Here is a 16,504-nt window from a genome sequence, read left to right as displayed (position 1 = left end):
ACGTCGGCAGGCGGTGGCCTGATGTATCAAACGGGATGTCCCTCACGTCTTCAGGGGGTGACACCTAGACTGAGCACCCAGAGAGGGGGCGAGGCATGGGCGGACCCGGTGAGCTCACCGAGCTGCTCGCCCGCGCCTCCCGCGGCGACGCCACCGCGTGGAACGCCATCGTCGACCGCTTCGCGTCGCTGCTCTGGGCCGTGGCACGCGGCCACCGGCTCAGCCAGGAGGACGCCGCCGACGTCGTGCAGAACTCGTGGCTCAAGCTCCTCGACCACCTCGACGACATCGCGCAGCCCGAGGCCCTGGCGGGCTGGCTCGCGACGACGGCCCGCTACGAGTGTCTCGCGCTCCTGCGCAAGAGGGGCCGCGAGCACCTGGTGCGCGACGACGACCTCGCGACGAACGTCGTCGACGAGCAGGTGCGCTCGCTCGACGCGTCCCTGCTCGACGACGAGCGCGACGCGCACCTGTGGGCGTGTCTCGGGCGTCTCTCGGAGCGTTGCCAGGTCCTGCTGCGGGCGCTCATGGCGAGCGACCGTCCGAACTACAAGGCGATCGCGGAGGCGCTCGGCATGTCGATCGGCTCGATCGGGCCGACGCGGATGCGCTGCCTCGACAAGCTCAGAGACCTCGTCGGCAGCGGCGACTACACGTTCGACCGAGGAGGGCAGTCGTCATGAGCACGCATGAAACGCGCGACGGTCTGCACCCCGACGACCTCGAGCTGCTCGAGCGGCTCGGCCGCATCGCGGCCGTCGTCGACCCGGTGCCCCCGGATGTCGTCGAGCTCGGGCGCGCGGCCTTCGAGCTGCACCGGGCCGACACCCTGCTCATGTCGCTCGTCTCCTTCGGCGCCGACGCCGCGGCAGCGGTGCGCGACAACGGATCCGCCACGGCGTCGCACCTGCTGGTCTTCGAGCTCGGCGCGATCTCGGTCGAGATCGAGGTGGCCCGCAAGGGCGAGTTCGCCCGCGTCATCGGGGTCGTGATGGCCGGTGACGAGCCGTATGCCGGTGAGTGCCGGGTCTCCCTCGAGACGTCGGCGTCGACCACGACGCAGGTGCTCGACGCGGGCCGCTTCGCGTTCGAGCGGGTCCCGGTGGGCCTGGCCCGCCTCGTGCTCGACCGTGACGGTGAGCAGCCGATGCGGACAGCCTGGTTCGACGCCCGCTGACGGCGACGGCCACGGCCGCTCCTCCTACGAGCCCCAGGCGGTGAACGACGCCGCGGTCGCTGCGAGCAGGGGGTCACCGGCGGCAGCGAGCCGGGCTGCGTGCAGCCCCTCCGCGAGCGAGCAGCCGGCGGCCACGGCCGCGTGCACGTGGGTCATGACGCGGGCAGTGGCGACGTCGTTGACCGGGTTGACGCTGGCCACCACCGAGCGCGTGCCGATGGCGAGCAGGCTCGACACGAGGCCCAGCGCCTCGTCCGCCCCGATCGGGTGCACGCCGCCCGAGTCGCACGCCGAGAGCACCACCGCCCGTGGGGGCCGACGCAGCCGGTCGAGGTCGTGGACCATGAGCGGTCCGTCGGCCAGCATGAGCGAGGAGAAGAGCGGCGCGTCGCCCCGGAAGTCGCCGTGGGCCGCGAGGTGCGCCAGGTGCGCCCCCTCGAGAGCCTCGAGGGTGCGCTCCACGGTCGCCTCGTCGCCGCCGAGCACCGTGGCGTCCGCGTGCAGGCGACGCAGCTCGGTGACCTCGCGCTGCTCAGTGCTGAGCCCCGGACCGGTGACGAGGGCGACATGGGCCGTCCCGCCCTGCGTCCGGCCGGGTTCGTGCTGCTCCTGCGCCCGTGCCCACAGCGCGGTGGACGGCGACACGACGAAGGCCGTGTCGCGGAACACCGGCATCAGACCGAAGGGCACGGTGAGCAGGTTGGCGGCCGGGGAGATGAGCACCGACTGCCGGCTCCACGCGGGGTCGGGGTCGCCGAGCAGGGCGTCCTGCAGCTGCCGACCGGCGCGGTCCACGTCGACGACCCGGCCGTAGGCCGCACGGCGCAGGGCGAAGCGTGCGTAGGAGGCCTCGCGCTCGGCCGCCGTCAGGTCTCCGAGCCGGCGCAACCGGGCGCGACCGTCGGCCACGGTGACGGTGTGCAGCACGCCCCGCACCACGAGGATGTAGACGAGCACGGTCTCGCCGAGCAGCTCGCCCAGCCGGTGCAGGTCGGGTCCGGGGCTGTCCGAGCTCTCGGCTCGCAGCTGCCGGTAGCGGTTGCGCACGCTCGCCTCGAGCCGTGACCTCTCGCGCACGAGGTGTGCCTCCTCGCCCTGCAGGGTGAGCCGTCGCGTGACGTCCCGCAGCGCCGACACCTGGGTGGCGAGGACCTCGTCGTCGGGTGGGGTCGCCGACGGCCCGGTCAGCGAGGTCGCACGCCAGCGGTCCGCCCACCACAGCACCGCCCGGGCGTCACCGGCACGCACCGCGTCGTCGATCGCGATCGACACGAGCTCGAGCCCGTAGCCCGTCGCGAGGGAGCGCAGCTCGAGGTCGCCGATGAGCGAGCGGTGCTCGTCGACGGCGTCGAGCCCGCGACGGCAGGCGTGCCGCAGGGCCCGCCGGTCGCCGACCTGCTCGGCGAGCAGCGCCCGGGCGAGCCAGGCGGCGGCCCTCGGGAGCGGGGCCCCGTCGTGCCTGCGGTCCGCCGCCTCGTGCAGCGCCCGTGACCGCATCCGCAGGTGGCCCGTGTCACCCGCGACCTGCGCCAACAGCAGGAGGGCCTCCGGCACCGCCGGGTCGTCGAGGCGACGCAGGGTCCGCAGGAGGGCACGGGTGCGCTCGAGCAGGTCCGGGAGGGACGGGCGCGGGAGGGCGCTCACACCCTCGGCCGACTCGCGCGCGTGCTGCTCGGCGGCATACGAGGCCTCGAGGGCGAGCAGGTTCGAGCGGGCCGCCCAGCGGTGGCGCCGGTGCGAGCGGAAGGTCGCCTCGGCGGCACGAGCCCGCTGCACCGCGACGTCCCACTCCTCCTGGAGCATGGCGGCGCGCGACGACGCGAGCAGCAGGTCGCCCCGCCACACCGCCGCGAGGTCGTCGCGCGCCAGGGCGGCGTCGAGCATGTGCTCGGCCTCGCTCGCGAGCCGGGCCGTGAGCAGCGCCTCGGCGTGGTCGACGAGCTGCTCGACGGGGTCGACCCCAGCGGCGCGGTAGCGTTCCTCGGCCTGCTCCATCAGGGTCAGGGCGTGCACGACGTCACCCCGCTGCAACGCCACGAGGGCCCGGTTGCGGGCCGACATCGTCGCCTCGAGGACCTCACCGATCTCGAGGTGGACGGCCTCGGCGGCCGCGTAGTCGACGCTCGAGCCGGTCGAGTCACCCATGGCTCGTCGCACGTCACCGCGCGAGCCGAGCGCCCTTCCCTCCCAGAGCCTGTCGCCGGCGCGATGGCTGAGCTCGGCGGCTTCGGTGAGGTCGCGCACCGCGTCGTCGTAGCGTCCGAGCAGGCCGAAGGTGCAACCGCGCAGGTGCAGCACCCGGTGCCGGGCTGGCCCGGTGCTCAGACCCAGGGCGCGCTCGAGCTGGCCGAGGCCCTGCGAGGTGCGTCCGGCGAAGACGAGCGTCGTGCCGAAGGTCGCCCTCACCTCGGCCTCGCGGTCGGGTCCGGCCCGGTGGGCGGCGCGCACGGCCGAACGGGCGTGGCGGAGCGCGACGTCGGTGCGCCCGCGGTCACGCTCGACGATGGCGATCGCGTGGTGCGCGAGGGAGCGGTCCCGGTGGCTCGGTCGCCCGGCGAGGATCTCCAAAGCGGACGCGGCGGCCACGTCCGGCTGCGATATTGCGAGGGGAAGCAGCTCTTCGGCGCGGCGACGGGGGGCCGGTGTATCACCGGCGACGCCCGCGTCGTCTGCAGCCTGATCGGCTTTCATGGCACACCCCTGTGTCCGCGTCCCCTGGGAGGTTTCTGGTGAATACCCGCGATGATCGCAGCAACGGCAACGGCGGAGGGGGGGTTCCGGGTCACCAGGGTGGCGGCCGCTGGTGGGACCCGTGGCAACCGGACCTCGTGCTCGAGCGGTCCGACGTCCAGGTCGAGAAGATCCTCGACGTGGTCGGGCGGGAGAGCGCTGACGTCCACCGCGGGGCGGACGGCACCGTCGACTACATCCGTCGGCGCGGGCGGCTGCTCACCGGCGTCGGCGACATCGACGACGTGTACCGCCACCTGGGGCGCCCGCTTCCGCCCGTGGCCGAGCGCGGCAACCCCAAGGTGAAGAAGCTGCACCGGTTCGAGCTCGACCTCGCTCCTGGGCAGACGCTCGACGAGGTGCTCGACGACCTCGACGCGAACCTCGGCGAGGGCAGGGTCACCCCCGACCACCTGCTGCACGTGTGCACGACGTGGTGCGGGGCGACCGAGCCCTACCCCACGACCGCCACCGAACCGAGCGACCGCAACACCGACGCGGACGCGAACGGCCACGGCGTCAAGGTCTCGGTGGTCGACACCGGGCGGCTGCTGCGCGTGGTCAGGGCGCACACCTGGCTGCGCGAGCCCCAGCTGGTCGACGGCAGGGAGGAGCAAGGCAGCACGGGCCACTACACCGGCCACGGCACGTTCATCGCCGGCGTCGTGCGCGCGTACGCGCCCTCGTCCGACGTGTACATCTCAGACGTGACGACGATGGGCGGCACGGTGTGGGAGAGCGACATGGTCGAGAGCCTCGTCGACGCACTCGAACGTGAACAACCCCAGATCATCAGCTTCTCCGGCGGCACCAGGACACGAGCAGACCGTCCGCTGAAGTCCTTCGAGATGTTCTACGACGAGCACCTGGAGGGACGGGGCGACAAGACGGTCTTCGTCTGCGCCGCTGGCAACGACGGGGACGAGGGCCCCTTCTGGCCGGCCGCGTTCCCCTGGGCCGTGGGCGTGGGAGCCCTCGACGACGACAAGGAGACGCTGGCGTACTACTCCAACCGCGGCGACTGGGTCGACGTGTACGCCCTCGGCACCGATGTCGTCAACGCCTACCCGAACGGCACGTACACCTACCAGGAGCCCCCGGACAGGCAACGCCAGCCGGCGACCTTCACGAACGGCATGGCCATCTGGAGCGGCACGTCTTTCGCGACGCCGATGGTCGCAGGGCTGATCGCGGCCCGGATGTCGAGGACGGGAGGGCAGGCCCGCCCGACGTGGGACGAGGTCAAGGCGATCGCCGAAGCCGACGCCGGGGCAGGTCTCAGCGCGCGGTTGAGGGACTCGCGGGCCGCGACCCAGCCCTGACGCCGGGTCGGGCTCAGGCGGGGACGGTGGTGAAACGCAGGTAGGGCTTGACCTCCTCGACCGCGTCGTCGCCGAAGCGCTCGCGGGCGTCGGCGGTCGACAGGGTCGGGGCCACGATGACGCGCTGGCCGTCCTTCCAGTCGGCGGGCGTCGAGAACGGGCCGCTGTCGGTGACCTGCAGCGCGTCGACGGCGCGCAGGATCTCGTCGAAGTTGCGGCCGACGCTCTTGGGGTAGGTCAGGCTGAGGCGCACGGTGTTCTTCGGGTCGATGACGAAGACCGACCGCACGCCCGAGGTGTCGCCCTCGCCGGGGTGGATCATGTCGTAGAGCTCGGAGACCTGGCGCGAGTCGTCGGCGATGATCGGGTAGCCGACCGGGGCGCCACCGACCTCCTCGATGTCGCTCTTCCACGCGTCGTGCTGCTCGACGGGGTCCACCGACACGGCGAGCACCTTGACTCCGCGGGCGTCCCACTCGTCCTTGAGTGCGGCGACGCGGCCGAGCTCGGTCGTGCAGACGGGGGTGAAGTCGGCCGGGTGGCTGAAGAGCACGGCCCAGCTGTCGGCCTTCCAGTCGTGAAAGCTGATCGGGCCCTCGGTCGTCGTGGCGTCGAAGTCGGGGGCGGTCTCGCCCAGTCGCGGTGTAGCCATGGCTCGTCCTCTCGCGGGTCGGGCGCACGTCGCGCTCCGGTCTGCGAGCCATTCTGACCAGAGAACCATGCATCGCGTTATGGGTGTCCAAATGTTGTGACGCGGGTTCAGCGGACGCCCAGCCGCGGCGCAGAGACTGCGCTGACACGGCGGCGCCGCGCCGCTCGCCGCCCCGAACCCCGTCGCCCCGAACCCCGTCGCCCAGAGGAGTCCTGCGTGAGCGCCCTGCTCGACACCATCACCTCCGAGGTGCTCCACGCGCCCGTCTGGCTCGTGCTCCTCGTCGTCGGCGCCGTCGTCTTCGTCGAGGACGCGATCTTCGTCGGCTTCGTCGTCCCCGGTGAGACCGTCGCCATCCTCGGTGGCGTTGCAGCCTCCCTCGGCCACGTACCACTGGCGGCAGTCCTCATGGTCGTCGTCGGGGCAGCGATCGTCGGTGACAGCGTCGGCTTCGAGGTCGGTCGCCACCTCGGCGGCCGCGTCGTGCGGCTGAGGGCCTTCGACCGGCACCGTGACCGCATCGACCGGGCCCAGGACTTCCTCGGCCGACGAGGCGGGGCCGCCGTCTTCCTCGGTCGGTGGACCGCCTTCCTCCGCGCCGTCATGCCGGCGCTCGCCGGCATGTCGAAGATGCACTACCCGACCTTCCTGGCGTGGAACGCGGCCGGCGGGATCGCCTGGGGCAGCGTCGTGGTCACGGCCGGCTACCTCGCCGGGCAGTCCTACTCCAAGGTCGAGACCTGGCTCGGACGCGGGGCGGCGGTCGTGGTCGTGCTGGTCCTCGTCGTCGCGCTCGTCGTCCGGCAGGTGCGCCGTCACCGGGGCCAGGGCGAGTCGCCCGGGCCGGCGGGCTCCGCAAGGGCCACCTCCCGTATGCCGTCGAACGGCTGACTCCCGCCTGACTGCCGCGGCCCGTCGCCGCGCGCACGTCACGATCCGGATGTGCTGACCGGGTGGGCGCCTGACCGGCCGGCGCCCGTGCGATGCTCCACGGCGTGACCGACGAACTGCCGCCCCCGAGCGGCCCTCCTCAGCCGAACCCGGACGTCGACTCGCCCGTCCGGGCCGCTGACTCCTCGCACCCCGTGACGGCTCCGATACCGGTCCCGCCACCCCTCATGCCTCCCCCTGACGGGCGCACCGGCCTGTCGGGCACGCCGGGTGCCCACGTCGCACCCGGCCCGACCGATCCGCCGTATGGGATCCCGGCGGCAGTCCCCCCGGAGACCGGGGACCCCTTCACCGCGCGGCCACGCATCCCGGTGCCGGGCAGCAACGGTCTCGCGATCGCCGCGCTCTGCTGCGGCATCTTCGGTTTCGTGCCGCTCGCCGCGGTCGTCGCGATCGTGCTGGGCATCGTCGCCCTGAACCAGCTGCGCGACCGGATCCAGAGAGGCAAGGGGATGGCGATCGCCGGCCTGGCGCTCGGTGCCCTCTGGGTGCTGGGCTGGGTCGCGTCATCGTGGCCGTGGCGACGGACGCACCCGCCCGCAATGCCTCAGGTGCGGTCACGCAGTCGTCCGACGCCTCCGTCGAGGACCTGAAGGCCGGCGACTGCTTCTCGGGAGCAGGTCGCACGGAGGTCGACAGCGTCACGATCGTCCCCTGCACCTCGCCGCACGAGAGCCAGGTCGTGACGATCTTCGCGATGCCCTCGGGGCCGTGGCCCGGCGAGGACAAGGTCGTGGCGGCCGCCGAGGACGGCTGCTCGGAGAGGGCCGACCCGCTTCTCACCCGCCAGGCCTTCGACGACCTCCGGCCCTCGTTCATCTATCCGCAGGACGCCTTCTCGTGGCGCGGTAGCCGCGAGATCATCTGCACCGTCGACGCTCCGAAGGGCACCACGACCGGCTCTGCCCTGAGGTGACGCGCGAGGCCCCCTTCCGGCTGGAAGGGGGCCTCGCGGCATACCGGAGTGGTGGGTGGGGACGCTCGCAGGCTCGCGATCGCCACCACCCCCGGCTCCAGCTCGGTGTGACCTGAGGTCAGCGCTCCTCGGTGCCCGCGATGAAGGCCTCGAGCTTGGCGCGACCGAGGTCGTCCGGACGCTGCTCCGGCGGGGACTTCATCAGGTAGGACGAGGCGGACAGCAGGGCGCCACCGACGCCGCGGTCCTTGGCGATCTTCGCCGCGCGGATGGCGTCGATGATGATGCCGGCCGAGTTCGGCGAGTCCCACACCTCGAGCTTGTACTCGAGGTTCAGCGGCACGTCGCCGAACGCGCGACCCTCGAGGCGGACGTAGGCCCACTTGCGGTCGTCGAGCCACGCGACGTAGTCGGACGGGCCGATGTGGACGTTCTTGCTGTCGACGAGGCCGGCGAGCGGACCGGTGAGGTTGCTCGTGACGGCCTGCGTCTTGGAGACCTTCTTGGACTCGAGGCGCTCGCGCTCGAGCATGTTCTTGAAGTCCATGTTGCCGCCGACGTTGAGCTGGTACGTGCGGTCCAGCACGACGCCGCGGTCCTCGAACAGCTTGGCCATGACGCGGTGCGTGATGGTGGCGCCGACCTGGCTCTTGATGTCGTCACCGATGATCGGCACGCCGGCGGCCTCGAACTTCGCGGCCCACTCGGGGTCGGAGGCGATGAAGACCGGCAGCGCGTTGACGAAGGCGACGCCCGCGTCGATCGCGCACTGGGCGTAGAACTTGTCGGCCTGCTCGGAGCCCACCGGCAGGTAGGAGACGAGGACGTCGACCTTCGCGTCCTTGAGGGTCTGCACGACGTCGACCGGCTCGGCCGCCGACTCGTCGATCGTCAGCTTGTAGTACTTGCCGAGGCCGTCGAGCGTGTGTCCGCGCTGGACCGTGACGCCCGTGGTGGGCACGTCGGCGATCTTGATCGTGTTGTTCTCGGAGGCGTTGATGGCCTCGGACAGGTCCTTGCCGACCTTCTTGTCGTCGACGTCGAACGCGGCGACGAACTCGACGTCGCCGACGTGGTAGTCGCCGAACTTCACGTGCATGAGGCCGGGGACGCCGGTGGTGGCGTCAGCGTCCTTGTAGTACTCGACACCCTGCACGAGCGAGCTCGCGCAGTTGCCGACGCCGACGATGGCGACGCGTACGGATCCCATGGATCACTCCTTGTTGTTGGTGGTCTTGCGCTGGGTGGTGATGTCGGTGGTGTCGTCGTATGCCGCCGGGCCGGGGTCGAGGGCCGCCCGGCGTTCGGCGACGATGAGCTCCTCGAGCCAGCGCACCTCGCGCTCGGCCCGCTCCTCCCCGTACTGCTGCAGGGCGAGGGTGTAGCTGTCCATGCGCTCGCGGTTGCGGGCGCTGACCTCACGCACGTTGGCCAGGCGCTCCTCGAGGCGGGAGCGCCGGCCCTCGAGGATGCGCAGGCGCACCTGGGCCTCGGTGCGCGAGAAGAAGGCGAAGCGGACGTCGAAGTCGTCGTCGTCCCAGGCGTCGGGTCCGCTGGCGGCGACGAGGGCCTGGAAGTGCTCCTTGCCGTCGGGCGTGAGCTCGTAGGTGATGCGGGGACGCTTCGAGGGGCCGGTGCGCGTGGCCTGCGGCTCCTCGGTCTCGTGGATCCAGCCGGCGTCGACGAGGTGCTTGAGCGCCGGGTAGAGCGAGCCGTAGCTGAGCGCCCGGAAGATGCCGAGCGCGGTGGTCAGCCGCTTGCGCAGCTCGTAGCCGTGCAGGGGGCCGTCGTGGAGCAGACCGAGCACCGCGAACTCGAGGAGCGCGGCGCGGCGGCTCTGTGGACGGTCCTGCTTGGGCACCCGTCAACAGTACACGCAGATATATCGCAGCGATACATCAAGGTGACACATCCACGAGGGATCCTGGGATCCCGGGTCAGGGGCTGGGGGCGTAGACGGCGATGAAGCCGGAGCCGTGCGCGGCACGTGCGCCCTGCGTGGAGGCAGTCACCCGCACCGTCGAGTCGGCCGGCAGGACATCGGTGCCCCACCACCCGTAGCCGCGGGTCACGCTCCCGCCCGGGTAGCGGGCCAGACGCATCCCTGATTCGTCGGGCGCGTCGGTGCCGGTGAGCCCCTCACCGGCCGAGCCCCACAGGACCATCGCCGCACCCGGGTCCACGCCGACCGTCAGGTCCTGCCATCGCGGCAGCGGAGCCGAGCTCATCCGCACCTGCGTGTAGGTGTACCCCTGGTGCTCGATGGTGTTCGGGATGACAGCGACGACCTTGCCGGACGCGTCCCGGATGGGCGTGTGGTGGCCGAGGTCGGTGTACACGGCGCCGGCGACCTGGACGTCGGACCCGTCGAGAGGCTTTCCCGTCGTGCGGTCGACGACCTCCACGATCAGGGTGGCCGGCCTGCGGACCGTGAGCTCGGCCCAGCCCCGACCCGGCTCGCCGGGCGTGAAGACGCGCGTCGGCAGGTCGCGCTCGGTGGGCCGGCCGAGACACGTCGAGCCGAAGTACCCCTGCATGCCCTCGATGCGCACCCGCAGCTCGACCTCACTGGCGCGCCCGACGCCGGAGCCGTCGAGGTAGCACGCGCCGACGAGGCTCACCGACGTCGAGCTGGGAACCCAGTCGACGGCGATCCGGGACTGCCCCCGGTCTCCGATCGCCCCTCCCTCGAGCAGGTCGTCCGCGACCCGGGCCCGCAACCGCAGGCCGTCCTTGGTGATGTCGCCGGGCGCGTCGGGGACCGTGCGGTACGGCATGCCGTCGGCGCCGAGCATCGGCACCGCGCTCGACGGCGATCCCGCGGGCACGGACGGTGCCGGGCGCCCGAGGCTCGTGAGGGCGCCGACGGCGAGAGCCGCGACGGCCAGCGCCGCGCCGGCACCTGCTGCCGCGGCCCGGCGCCGCTTCGTGCGCCTGACCCTGTCGGCGACGCCGGCACGGAAGTCGGGGGCCGAGCCGAGGTCGTCGGCGTGGGTGGTCAGCTCATCGCGGAGGTCGGTGAGGTTCATCGGGCACGCTCCTCGTCGTGTTCACCGTCGCGTTCGCCGTCGCGTTCGTCGTCGCAGGCCGGGCGCAGGCTGGGGTCGATGCGGAGCTTGGCGAGCGCCCGGCTCGCCTGGCTCTTCACGGTGCCGACCGAGCACTGCATGATCTCGGCGGTCTCGGCCTCGGAGAGGTCCTCGTAGAAACGGAGCACGACGACCGCGCGCTGCCGCTTCGGCAGGCGCTCGAGTGCGCGCCACAGGTCGGTGCGCTCGTCGACGCGTACGTCGTCGGCGCGGTGACCCTCGGGACGACGCTCCGGCAGGTCGGCCGTGGCCTCCTCGCCGTTCCAACGGCGCCGCCACCAGCTCGCATACGTGTTGACCATGATCCGGCGGACGTACGCCTCCGGCCGGCCCTCGATGCGGCCCCACACGAACCACGCCTTCGACAGCGCCGTCTGGACGAGGTCCTCGGCGAGCGCGCGGTCGTGGGTGAGCAGGTAAGGCGTGCGCAGCAGCCGCGTCGAGAGGCTGGCCACGAAGTCGTCGAAGGAGGCGTGGTCCACCGTGCCTCCCCTGTCGTGTGCCCTGTCGTGCGGCCTGTCGTGCGCCCTGTCATCGGCTGCGCGCCGGCGTGCGTCGTCGTCACATGCTGTACGACCGTCCGGGACGGGAGAAAGGTTGCACGCCCTGCCGGGTATGTCCTCTTCGCCGGGCCGGGGGCGCCGGAGCCTGCCTGTGAGCACCGTGTGAGGGTCGTGTGAGCCACACCCTGCGTTTTGGGCGCGAGGGCATCCGTCGGGTCATACTGGGAGGCGGCTCGGGAGGATCTCTCGGGCCTCATCAGTGAACGGAGCAGGTTGTGACGCAGAGCAGGCGCGAGGTCCGCGCTGCCCAGCTGGCCAACAGCGGCGGCCGCGGGGGTCGTAGGTCCGGCGGAGACCGCAACGGCGGCGCCGGCTTTTCCGACGGCGGCGACGGCGAGGGCCGCACCGGTTGGAAGAAGTGGGCGATCGGCACCCTGAAGTGGGGCTCGATCGCGGCCGGCGTGCTGCTCGTGCTCGGCACCATCGGTGTCGTCATCGCCTACAACCAGACCGCGATCCCGCAGCCGAACGACCTCGCCAACAAGCAGGTCTCGATCGTCTACTACTCCGACGGCAAGACCGAGCTCGACCGCATCGCCGTCCAGGACGGCAACCGCGAGTCGGTGAAGCTGAACCGCGTGCCGAAGTACGTCCAGGACGCCCACATCGCCGCGGAGGACCGCACGTTCTACCAGAACAACGGCATCTCGGTCGGCGGCATCCTGCGTGCCGTCAAGACCAGCGTCACGGGCGAGGCCCAGGTCGGTGGCTCCACCATCACGCAGCAGTACGTCAAGAACTACTTCCTCACCCAGGACCGCACGCTGAGCCGAAAGGCTCGCGAGATCCTCATCGCCGTCAAGATCGACGGCCAGCTCTCCAAGGGCGAGATCCTCGAGAAGTACCTCAACACCATCTACTACGGCCGCGGCGCCTACGGCATCCAGAGCGCGGCCAAGGCGTACTTCGGCAAGGACGTCGGCAAGCTCACCGTCTCCGAGGGTGCCGTGCTCGCGTCGGTCATCAACGCGCCGTCGCTCTTCGACCCCGCCAACGGCGAACGGGCCAAGGCCAACCTCGAGAAGCGCTACGCGTACGTGCTCAACGGCATGGTCGAGGAGGGCTGGCTGAGCGCCGCCGACCGGGCGCAGCGCACCGAGCTGCCCAAGATCCTCCCGTACACGGGGGTCAAGTCGACGTCGGGCCCCAACGGGTACATCACGGCGCAGGTCAAGCGTGACCTGCTCACGACCGGCCTCACCGACCGCGAGATCGACAACGGCGGCCTGCGCATCGTCACGACCATCGACAAGAAGGCCCAGACGGCCGCGATCGCCGCGATGAAGGACAACCTGCCGAAGCAGGTCAAGGGCGGCCTCGTCGCCATCAAGCCCGGCGACGGCGCGGTCGTGGCCATGTACGGCGGCGCCGACTACGCGAAGGACCAGTACAACACCGCGACCCAGGCGATCATGCAGGGCGGCTCGAACTTCAAGCCGTTCGGCGTGCTCGCCGCGGTGCGCGAGGGCATCTCGACGAAGACGAAGTTCGACGGGAAGACCCCGCAGACCTTCAAGGACGTCAAGATCAACAACTTCGAGGACACGTCCTACGGCAAGGTCGACATGCGCCGCATGATCGGTCGCTCGATCAACACCGCCTTCGTGGCGCTCAACGAGCAGATCGGTCCGAGCGCGACGAAGCAGGCGGCCATCGACGCCGGCATCCCGGCGAACACCCCTGGCCTCGGCACCGACCTCACCAACATCCTGGGCACCGCCAGCCCCCACGTCATCGACATGGCCTCGGCGTACTCCACCATCGCGTCGCAGGGCGTGCGCGCCAAGCCCTACCTCGTCAAGAAGGTCACCTCGTCGAGCGGCGACTTCACCTACGAGGCGAAGCCGCAGGCCAAGCGTGCCTTCGACCAGGACGTCACGGCCGACGTCACCGACGCCATGACCTACACGGTCAAGCCGGGCGGCACCGCCACGAAGATCGGGCGCACGCTCGACCGGCCGGTCGCGGGCAAGACCGGAACGTCGGAGGAGAACCGGTCGAAGTGGTTCTCCGGCTTCATCCCGCAGATGGCGGTGTCGGTGGGCATGTACAAGCCCACCGCCGACGGCAAGAGCAGCCAGACGCTCAGCCCTGAGGAGTCGTCGCTCTCCGACGGCTCGACCATCCCGGCCAACATCTGGCTCGACTTCATGAAGGTCGTCACCGACAACATGGAGGTCCAGGAGTTCCCGCAGCGCGCCGGTGTCGGCGACGACAAGGTGCCGACCCCCACGCCGACGTTCACGCCGCCGCCGGTCACCACGACCCAGGAGCCGACGACCACGCAGGCGCCGCCGACGACGACGACCACCACCGCGCCGCCGACGACGAAGCCGACGAAGACGAACGGCACCGGCAAGCCGACGCCGCCGCCGATTACCACGTCGCAGCCGACGGTCACCATCCCGCTCCCGGGCCCGACGAGCACCAAGCCGGGCGGGGGCGGCGGGGGTGGCGGCGGGTGACCCCGGCCGAGGGCGTGGTGACCGCCCGGTGAGCCAACGGTGAGCCGCCGCACTGCCGAGAGCGTCGACGACCCCGTCGTGCGGGCGGCCTCCGAGATCATCGGAGGGCCCCGCGGACGGTATGCCGCCGCGCGCGAGCTCCCGTGGCTGCTCACGGCAGCCGTGCTGTCCGCCCTGACCGCGGTCACGGCGGGGCTCGGCATCCTGCTGCGCGCGCCGTGCCTGCGCACCGGGTTCACCGGTGACACGCAGTTCTGGAGCGCCTGCTACGCCGACCTGCCGACCGCGTACCGCGACCAGGACGTCAAGGCCGGCCTCGCGGCATACCTGCAGGGTGGCGACGGGGCGCCGGTCACCGGGCAGCCGCCCGTCACGGGCCTCGTGCTGACGGCGCTCGCGAGCCTCGGCCCCGACGGCGGGTCGCTGCGCACGCGGGCCGCCTGGTACTTCGCGCTGTGGTCGGTGCTGCTGACCCTGCTGCTGCTCGCGGTCGTGTGGCTCGTCGCGTCCTCCGCCGCCCGTCCCTTCTCGGCCGCGCACGTGGCGGTCTCGCCTGTGGCCGCGCTCGCCGCGTTCGTGTCGGCCGACCTGCTCGGGGTCGCCCTCGCCACCGCCGGCATGTGGGCGTGGTCCCGCCGCAACCCGACGCTGGCGGGCGTCCTGCTCGGCCTCGCCATCGGCGCCCGCAGCTACCCGGTGGTCATCGTCATCGCCATCGTGCTGCTCGGCGTCCGTTCCGGGCGGCTGCGCGCGGCGGGTCGCACGGCCGGCTACGCGCTGCTGACCTTCGGGGCCCTGCTGTCGGCGACCTGGCTGCTCAACCGTGGCGCCGCGGCCTCCCCCTACCAGGAGTGGGTGTCGGCCCCGGCGGGCTACGGCTCCCCGTGGCTGCTGCCCCAGCTCGCGGGCCACCCGCTGCCCGAGGGCGCCGTGACGGCCCTCGCGGTCCTCGGCTGGCTCGTCGCGGTGCTGGTCGGTGCCGTGCTGGCACTCTCGTCGGCGAGGCGGCCCGCCCTCGCCGAGGTGTCGCTCGTCATGGTCGGCATCGTGCTCGTCACCGGCAAGTCGTTCACGGTGCAGAGCTCGCTCTGGCTGCTGCCCCTCGTCGCGTGGTGCGCGCTCAAGTGGCGTGACCACCTCGTCTGGGCGGGCGCCGAGGCGCTGAACTTCGTCGCCGTGTGGCTGACGATCGCGGCCACCTCGGTGCCCGACCGCGGCATGCCGCCCCAGTGGTACGCGTTCTTCTCGATGCTGCGCGTCGTCGCGGTGCTGTGGCTGGTCGCCGTCGTGTGGCTGCGCGCCCGCGAGCGCTGGGGCGGCTCGGACGAGACGCCGGGCCCCGAGGCGGACGACCTCGCCGGGCCGATGGCCGGCGCCGAGGACCGCCTCATCGTCCGCTTCTCCTGAGCGAGGGCGTGGGGCCGTGGGGCCGTGGGGCCGCGGGCGGTGTCGGCGGTTCGATTTCTGCGTATGCCGGGTCGCCCGGTAGTCTTGCCCAGTTCGTCGTGTGCCCTGCAGCCTGTGGATTCGAGCCGACCGGTGTCGGTGAGGTCTGCGAGGCTGGGACCCGGCTGGAAGACCAGGCGGGGCCAGGCCCACGGCGGGACGAATGCAACCCTCCTGTCACGAGAGAGACTCGTGACCGCCGAGACCAGAGGAGGTGGGTTAGAAGCATGCGTCAGTACGAACTCATGGTCATCCTCGACCCGGAGACCGAAGAGCGCACCGTCGACAAGACGATGGACAAGTTCCTCACCGTCGTGAAGAACGACGGCGGCACCGTCGACAACGTCGACATCTGGGGCCGTCGCCGCCTCGCCTACGACATCAAGAAGAAGTCCGAGGGCATCTACGTCGTCGTCACGATGTCTGCTGAGCCGGCCACGGCCCAGGAGCTCGACCGCCAGCTGAACCTCAGCGAGTCGGTCATGCGCACGAAGCTGCTGCGCCCCGGCGCCTGATTCAGCTCGTTCACTGAACCGCTCGATCAACCAAAGATCACCCAAAGAAGGACTGGTCCATGGCAGGCGACACCGTCATCACGATCATCGGCAACCTGACCGCCGACCCCGAGCTGCGTTTCACGCCGTCCGGTGCCGCGGTCGCGAACTTCACCGTGGCCTCGACGCCGCGGCAGTTCGACCGCCAGAGCAATGAGTGGAAGGACGGCGAGACGCTGTTCATGCGCTGCTCGGTGTGGCGCGACGCGGCGGAGAACGTCGCCGAGTCGCTCCAGCGGGGCATGCGCGTGATCGTGTCCGGCCGCCTGAAGTCTCGTTCCTACGAGACGAAGGAAGGCGAGAAGCGCACCGTCGTGGAGATGGACGTCGACGAGATCGGCCCGTCCCTGCGCAGCGCGACCGCGAAGGTCAACAAGACCCAGCGCGGTGGCGGCGGTGGCGGCTTCGGCGGCGGTCAGGGCGCCCAGGGCGGCGGCTGGAGCGGTGGCTCCGGCGGCGGCGCGGCCGAGGACCCGTGGGCGACCGGTGGCAACGCCGGTGGCCAGGGTGCTCAGGGCGGCGGCAGCCAGGGTGGCTGGGGACAGCCGGCCGGTGGCCAGCCCGCAGCTCAGCCCTCCGGCGGCCAGCAGGGCGGTGGCTGGGGCTCGGCCCCCAGCTACGACGAGCCCCCCTTCTGAT

16 protein-coding genes are annotated in these 16,504 nt (G+C 71.6%); 10 read left to right on the top strand and 6 right to left on the bottom strand.

Annotation, left to right across the window (positions count from 1 at the left end; all coding sequences use genetic code 11):
- The first annotated feature begins 95 nt into the window (after positions 1 to 95).
- Both ACYVNR_RS19640 and ACYVNR_RS19635 read left to right on the top strand, forming a co-directional pair.
- Positions 96 to 683 carry an RNA polymerase sigma factor gene (locus ACYVNR_RS19640; RefSeq protein WP_458799056.1) on the top strand — a complete coding sequence of 196 codons (588 nt, stop codon included), beginning with the start codon at positions 96 to 98 and terminating at the stop codon, positions 681 to 683.
- Entirely contained in the window at positions 680 to 1,177 is a 498-nt protein-coding gene (locus ACYVNR_RS19635) for a hypothetical protein (RefSeq protein WP_045189078.1), read from the top strand. Before ACYVNR_RS19640 ends, ACYVNR_RS19635 begins: the two co-directional genes overlap by 4 nt.
- 24 nt (positions 1,178 to 1,201) lie before the next feature.
- Here ACYVNR_RS19635 and ACYVNR_RS19630 read toward each other — a convergent pair whose 3' ends face one another.
- Complete coding sequence (locus tag ACYVNR_RS19630) at positions 1,202 to 3,763, bottom strand: CHAT domain-containing protein (protein WP_461050403.1); 2,562 nt, start codon at positions 3,761 to 3,763, stop codon at positions 1,202 to 1,204.
- A 143-nt stretch (positions 3,764 to 3,906) separates the two neighbouring features.
- On the opposite strand from ACYVNR_RS19630, the gene ACYVNR_RS19625 reads away from it, so the two are divergent.
- Positions 3,907 to 5,229: a S8 family peptidase gene (locus ACYVNR_RS19625; protein ID WP_461050401.1), complete on the top strand. Its 1,323-nt coding sequence runs from the start codon at positions 3,907 to 3,909 to the stop codon at positions 5,227 to 5,229.
- Between the two features lie 13 nt (positions 5,230 to 5,242).
- Here ACYVNR_RS19625 and ACYVNR_RS19620 read toward each other — a convergent pair whose 3' ends face one another.
- Entirely contained in the window at positions 5,243 to 5,881 is a 639-nt protein-coding gene (locus ACYVNR_RS19620) for a peroxiredoxin (RefSeq protein WP_045189089.1), read from the bottom strand.
- A gap of 216 nt (positions 5,882 to 6,097) precedes the next feature.
- On the opposite strand from ACYVNR_RS19620, the gene ACYVNR_RS19615 reads away from it, so the two are divergent.
- The 3 genes from ACYVNR_RS19615 to ACYVNR_RS19605 all read left to right on the top strand — a co-directional run bounded on the left by ACYVNR_RS19615 (position 6,098) and on the right by ACYVNR_RS19605 (position 7,748).
- Positions 6,098 to 6,772, top strand: coding sequence for a DedA family protein (locus ACYVNR_RS19615; RefSeq protein ID WP_461050399.1), 675 nt, complete (start codon positions 6,098 to 6,100; stop codon positions 6,770 to 6,772).
- A 104-nt stretch (positions 6,773 to 6,876) separates the two neighbouring features.
- Positions 6,877 to 7,425 carry a DUF4190 domain-containing protein gene (locus tag ACYVNR_RS19610; RefSeq protein ID WP_461050397.1) on the top strand — a complete coding sequence of 183 codons (549 nt, stop codon included), beginning with the start codon at positions 6,877 to 6,879 and terminating at the stop codon, positions 7,423 to 7,425.
- Entirely contained in the window at positions 7,350 to 7,748 is a 399-nt protein-coding gene (locus tag ACYVNR_RS19605; protein ID WP_461050395.1) for a septum formation family protein, read from the top strand. Before ACYVNR_RS19610 ends, ACYVNR_RS19605 begins: the two co-directional genes overlap by 76 nt.
- A gap of 118 nt (positions 7,749 to 7,866) precedes the next feature.
- Here the strand turns inward: ACYVNR_RS19605 and ACYVNR_RS19600 are convergent, their stop codons facing one another.
- From ACYVNR_RS19600 to ACYVNR_RS19585, 4 genes are all read right to left on the bottom strand, one after another.
- Positions 7,867 to 8,958, bottom strand: a complete 1,092-nt coding sequence (locus ACYVNR_RS19600; RefSeq protein WP_045189093.1) for an inositol-3-phosphate synthase — start codon at positions 8,956 to 8,958, stop codon at positions 7,867 to 7,869.
- A 3-nt stretch (positions 8,959 to 8,961) separates the two neighbouring features.
- Positions 8,962 to 9,609 (bottom strand): PadR family transcriptional regulator, encoded by a 648-nt coding sequence (locus tag ACYVNR_RS19595; RefSeq protein ID WP_045189095.1) that lies wholly within the window; start codon positions 9,607 to 9,609, stop codon positions 8,962 to 8,964.
- Between the two features lie 76 nt (positions 9,610 to 9,685).
- Positions 9,686 to 10,777, bottom strand: a complete 1,092-nt coding sequence (locus tag ACYVNR_RS19590; RefSeq protein WP_461050392.1) for a hypothetical protein — start codon at positions 10,775 to 10,777, stop codon at positions 9,686 to 9,688.
- The gene (locus ACYVNR_RS19585; RefSeq protein ID WP_461050390.1) at positions 10,774 to 11,319 is read right to left on the bottom strand and encodes a SigE family RNA polymerase sigma factor; all 546 of its coding nucleotides are present in this window, start codon (positions 11,317 to 11,319) and stop codon (positions 10,774 to 10,776) included. Before ACYVNR_RS19585 ends, ACYVNR_RS19590 begins: the two co-directional genes overlap by 4 nt.
- A 296-nt stretch (positions 11,320 to 11,615) precedes the next feature.
- Between ACYVNR_RS19585 and ACYVNR_RS19580 the strand changes: the two genes are divergently transcribed.
- From ACYVNR_RS19580 to ACYVNR_RS19565, 4 genes are all read left to right on the top strand, one after another.
- Entirely contained in the window at positions 11,616 to 13,865 is a 2,250-nt protein-coding gene (locus ACYVNR_RS19580; RefSeq protein WP_461050388.1) for a transglycosylase domain-containing protein, read from the top strand.
- A 39-nt stretch (positions 13,866 to 13,904) separates the two neighbouring features.
- Complete coding sequence (locus ACYVNR_RS19575; protein ID WP_461050386.1) at positions 13,905 to 15,272, top strand: glycosyltransferase 87 family protein; 1,368 nt, start codon at positions 13,905 to 13,907, stop codon at positions 15,270 to 15,272.
- Between the two features lie 266 nt (positions 15,273 to 15,538).
- A complete protein-coding gene (gene rpsF / locus ACYVNR_RS19570) occupies positions 15,539 to 15,826 on the top strand; it encodes a 30S ribosomal protein S6 (protein WP_045189105.1) in 288 nt (95 codons plus the stop codon).
- 59 nt (positions 15,827 to 15,885) lie between these two features.
- Positions 15,886 to 16,503 carry a single-stranded DNA-binding protein gene (locus ACYVNR_RS19565; RefSeq protein WP_045189107.1) on the top strand — a complete coding sequence of 206 codons (618 nt, stop codon included), beginning with the start codon at positions 15,886 to 15,888 and terminating at the stop codon, positions 16,501 to 16,503.
- Position 16,504 lies beyond the last annotated feature (1 nt).

Source organism: Terrabacter koreensis (assembly GCF_054783315.1).
This window is presented reverse-complemented; position numbering and strand designations above follow the sequence as displayed.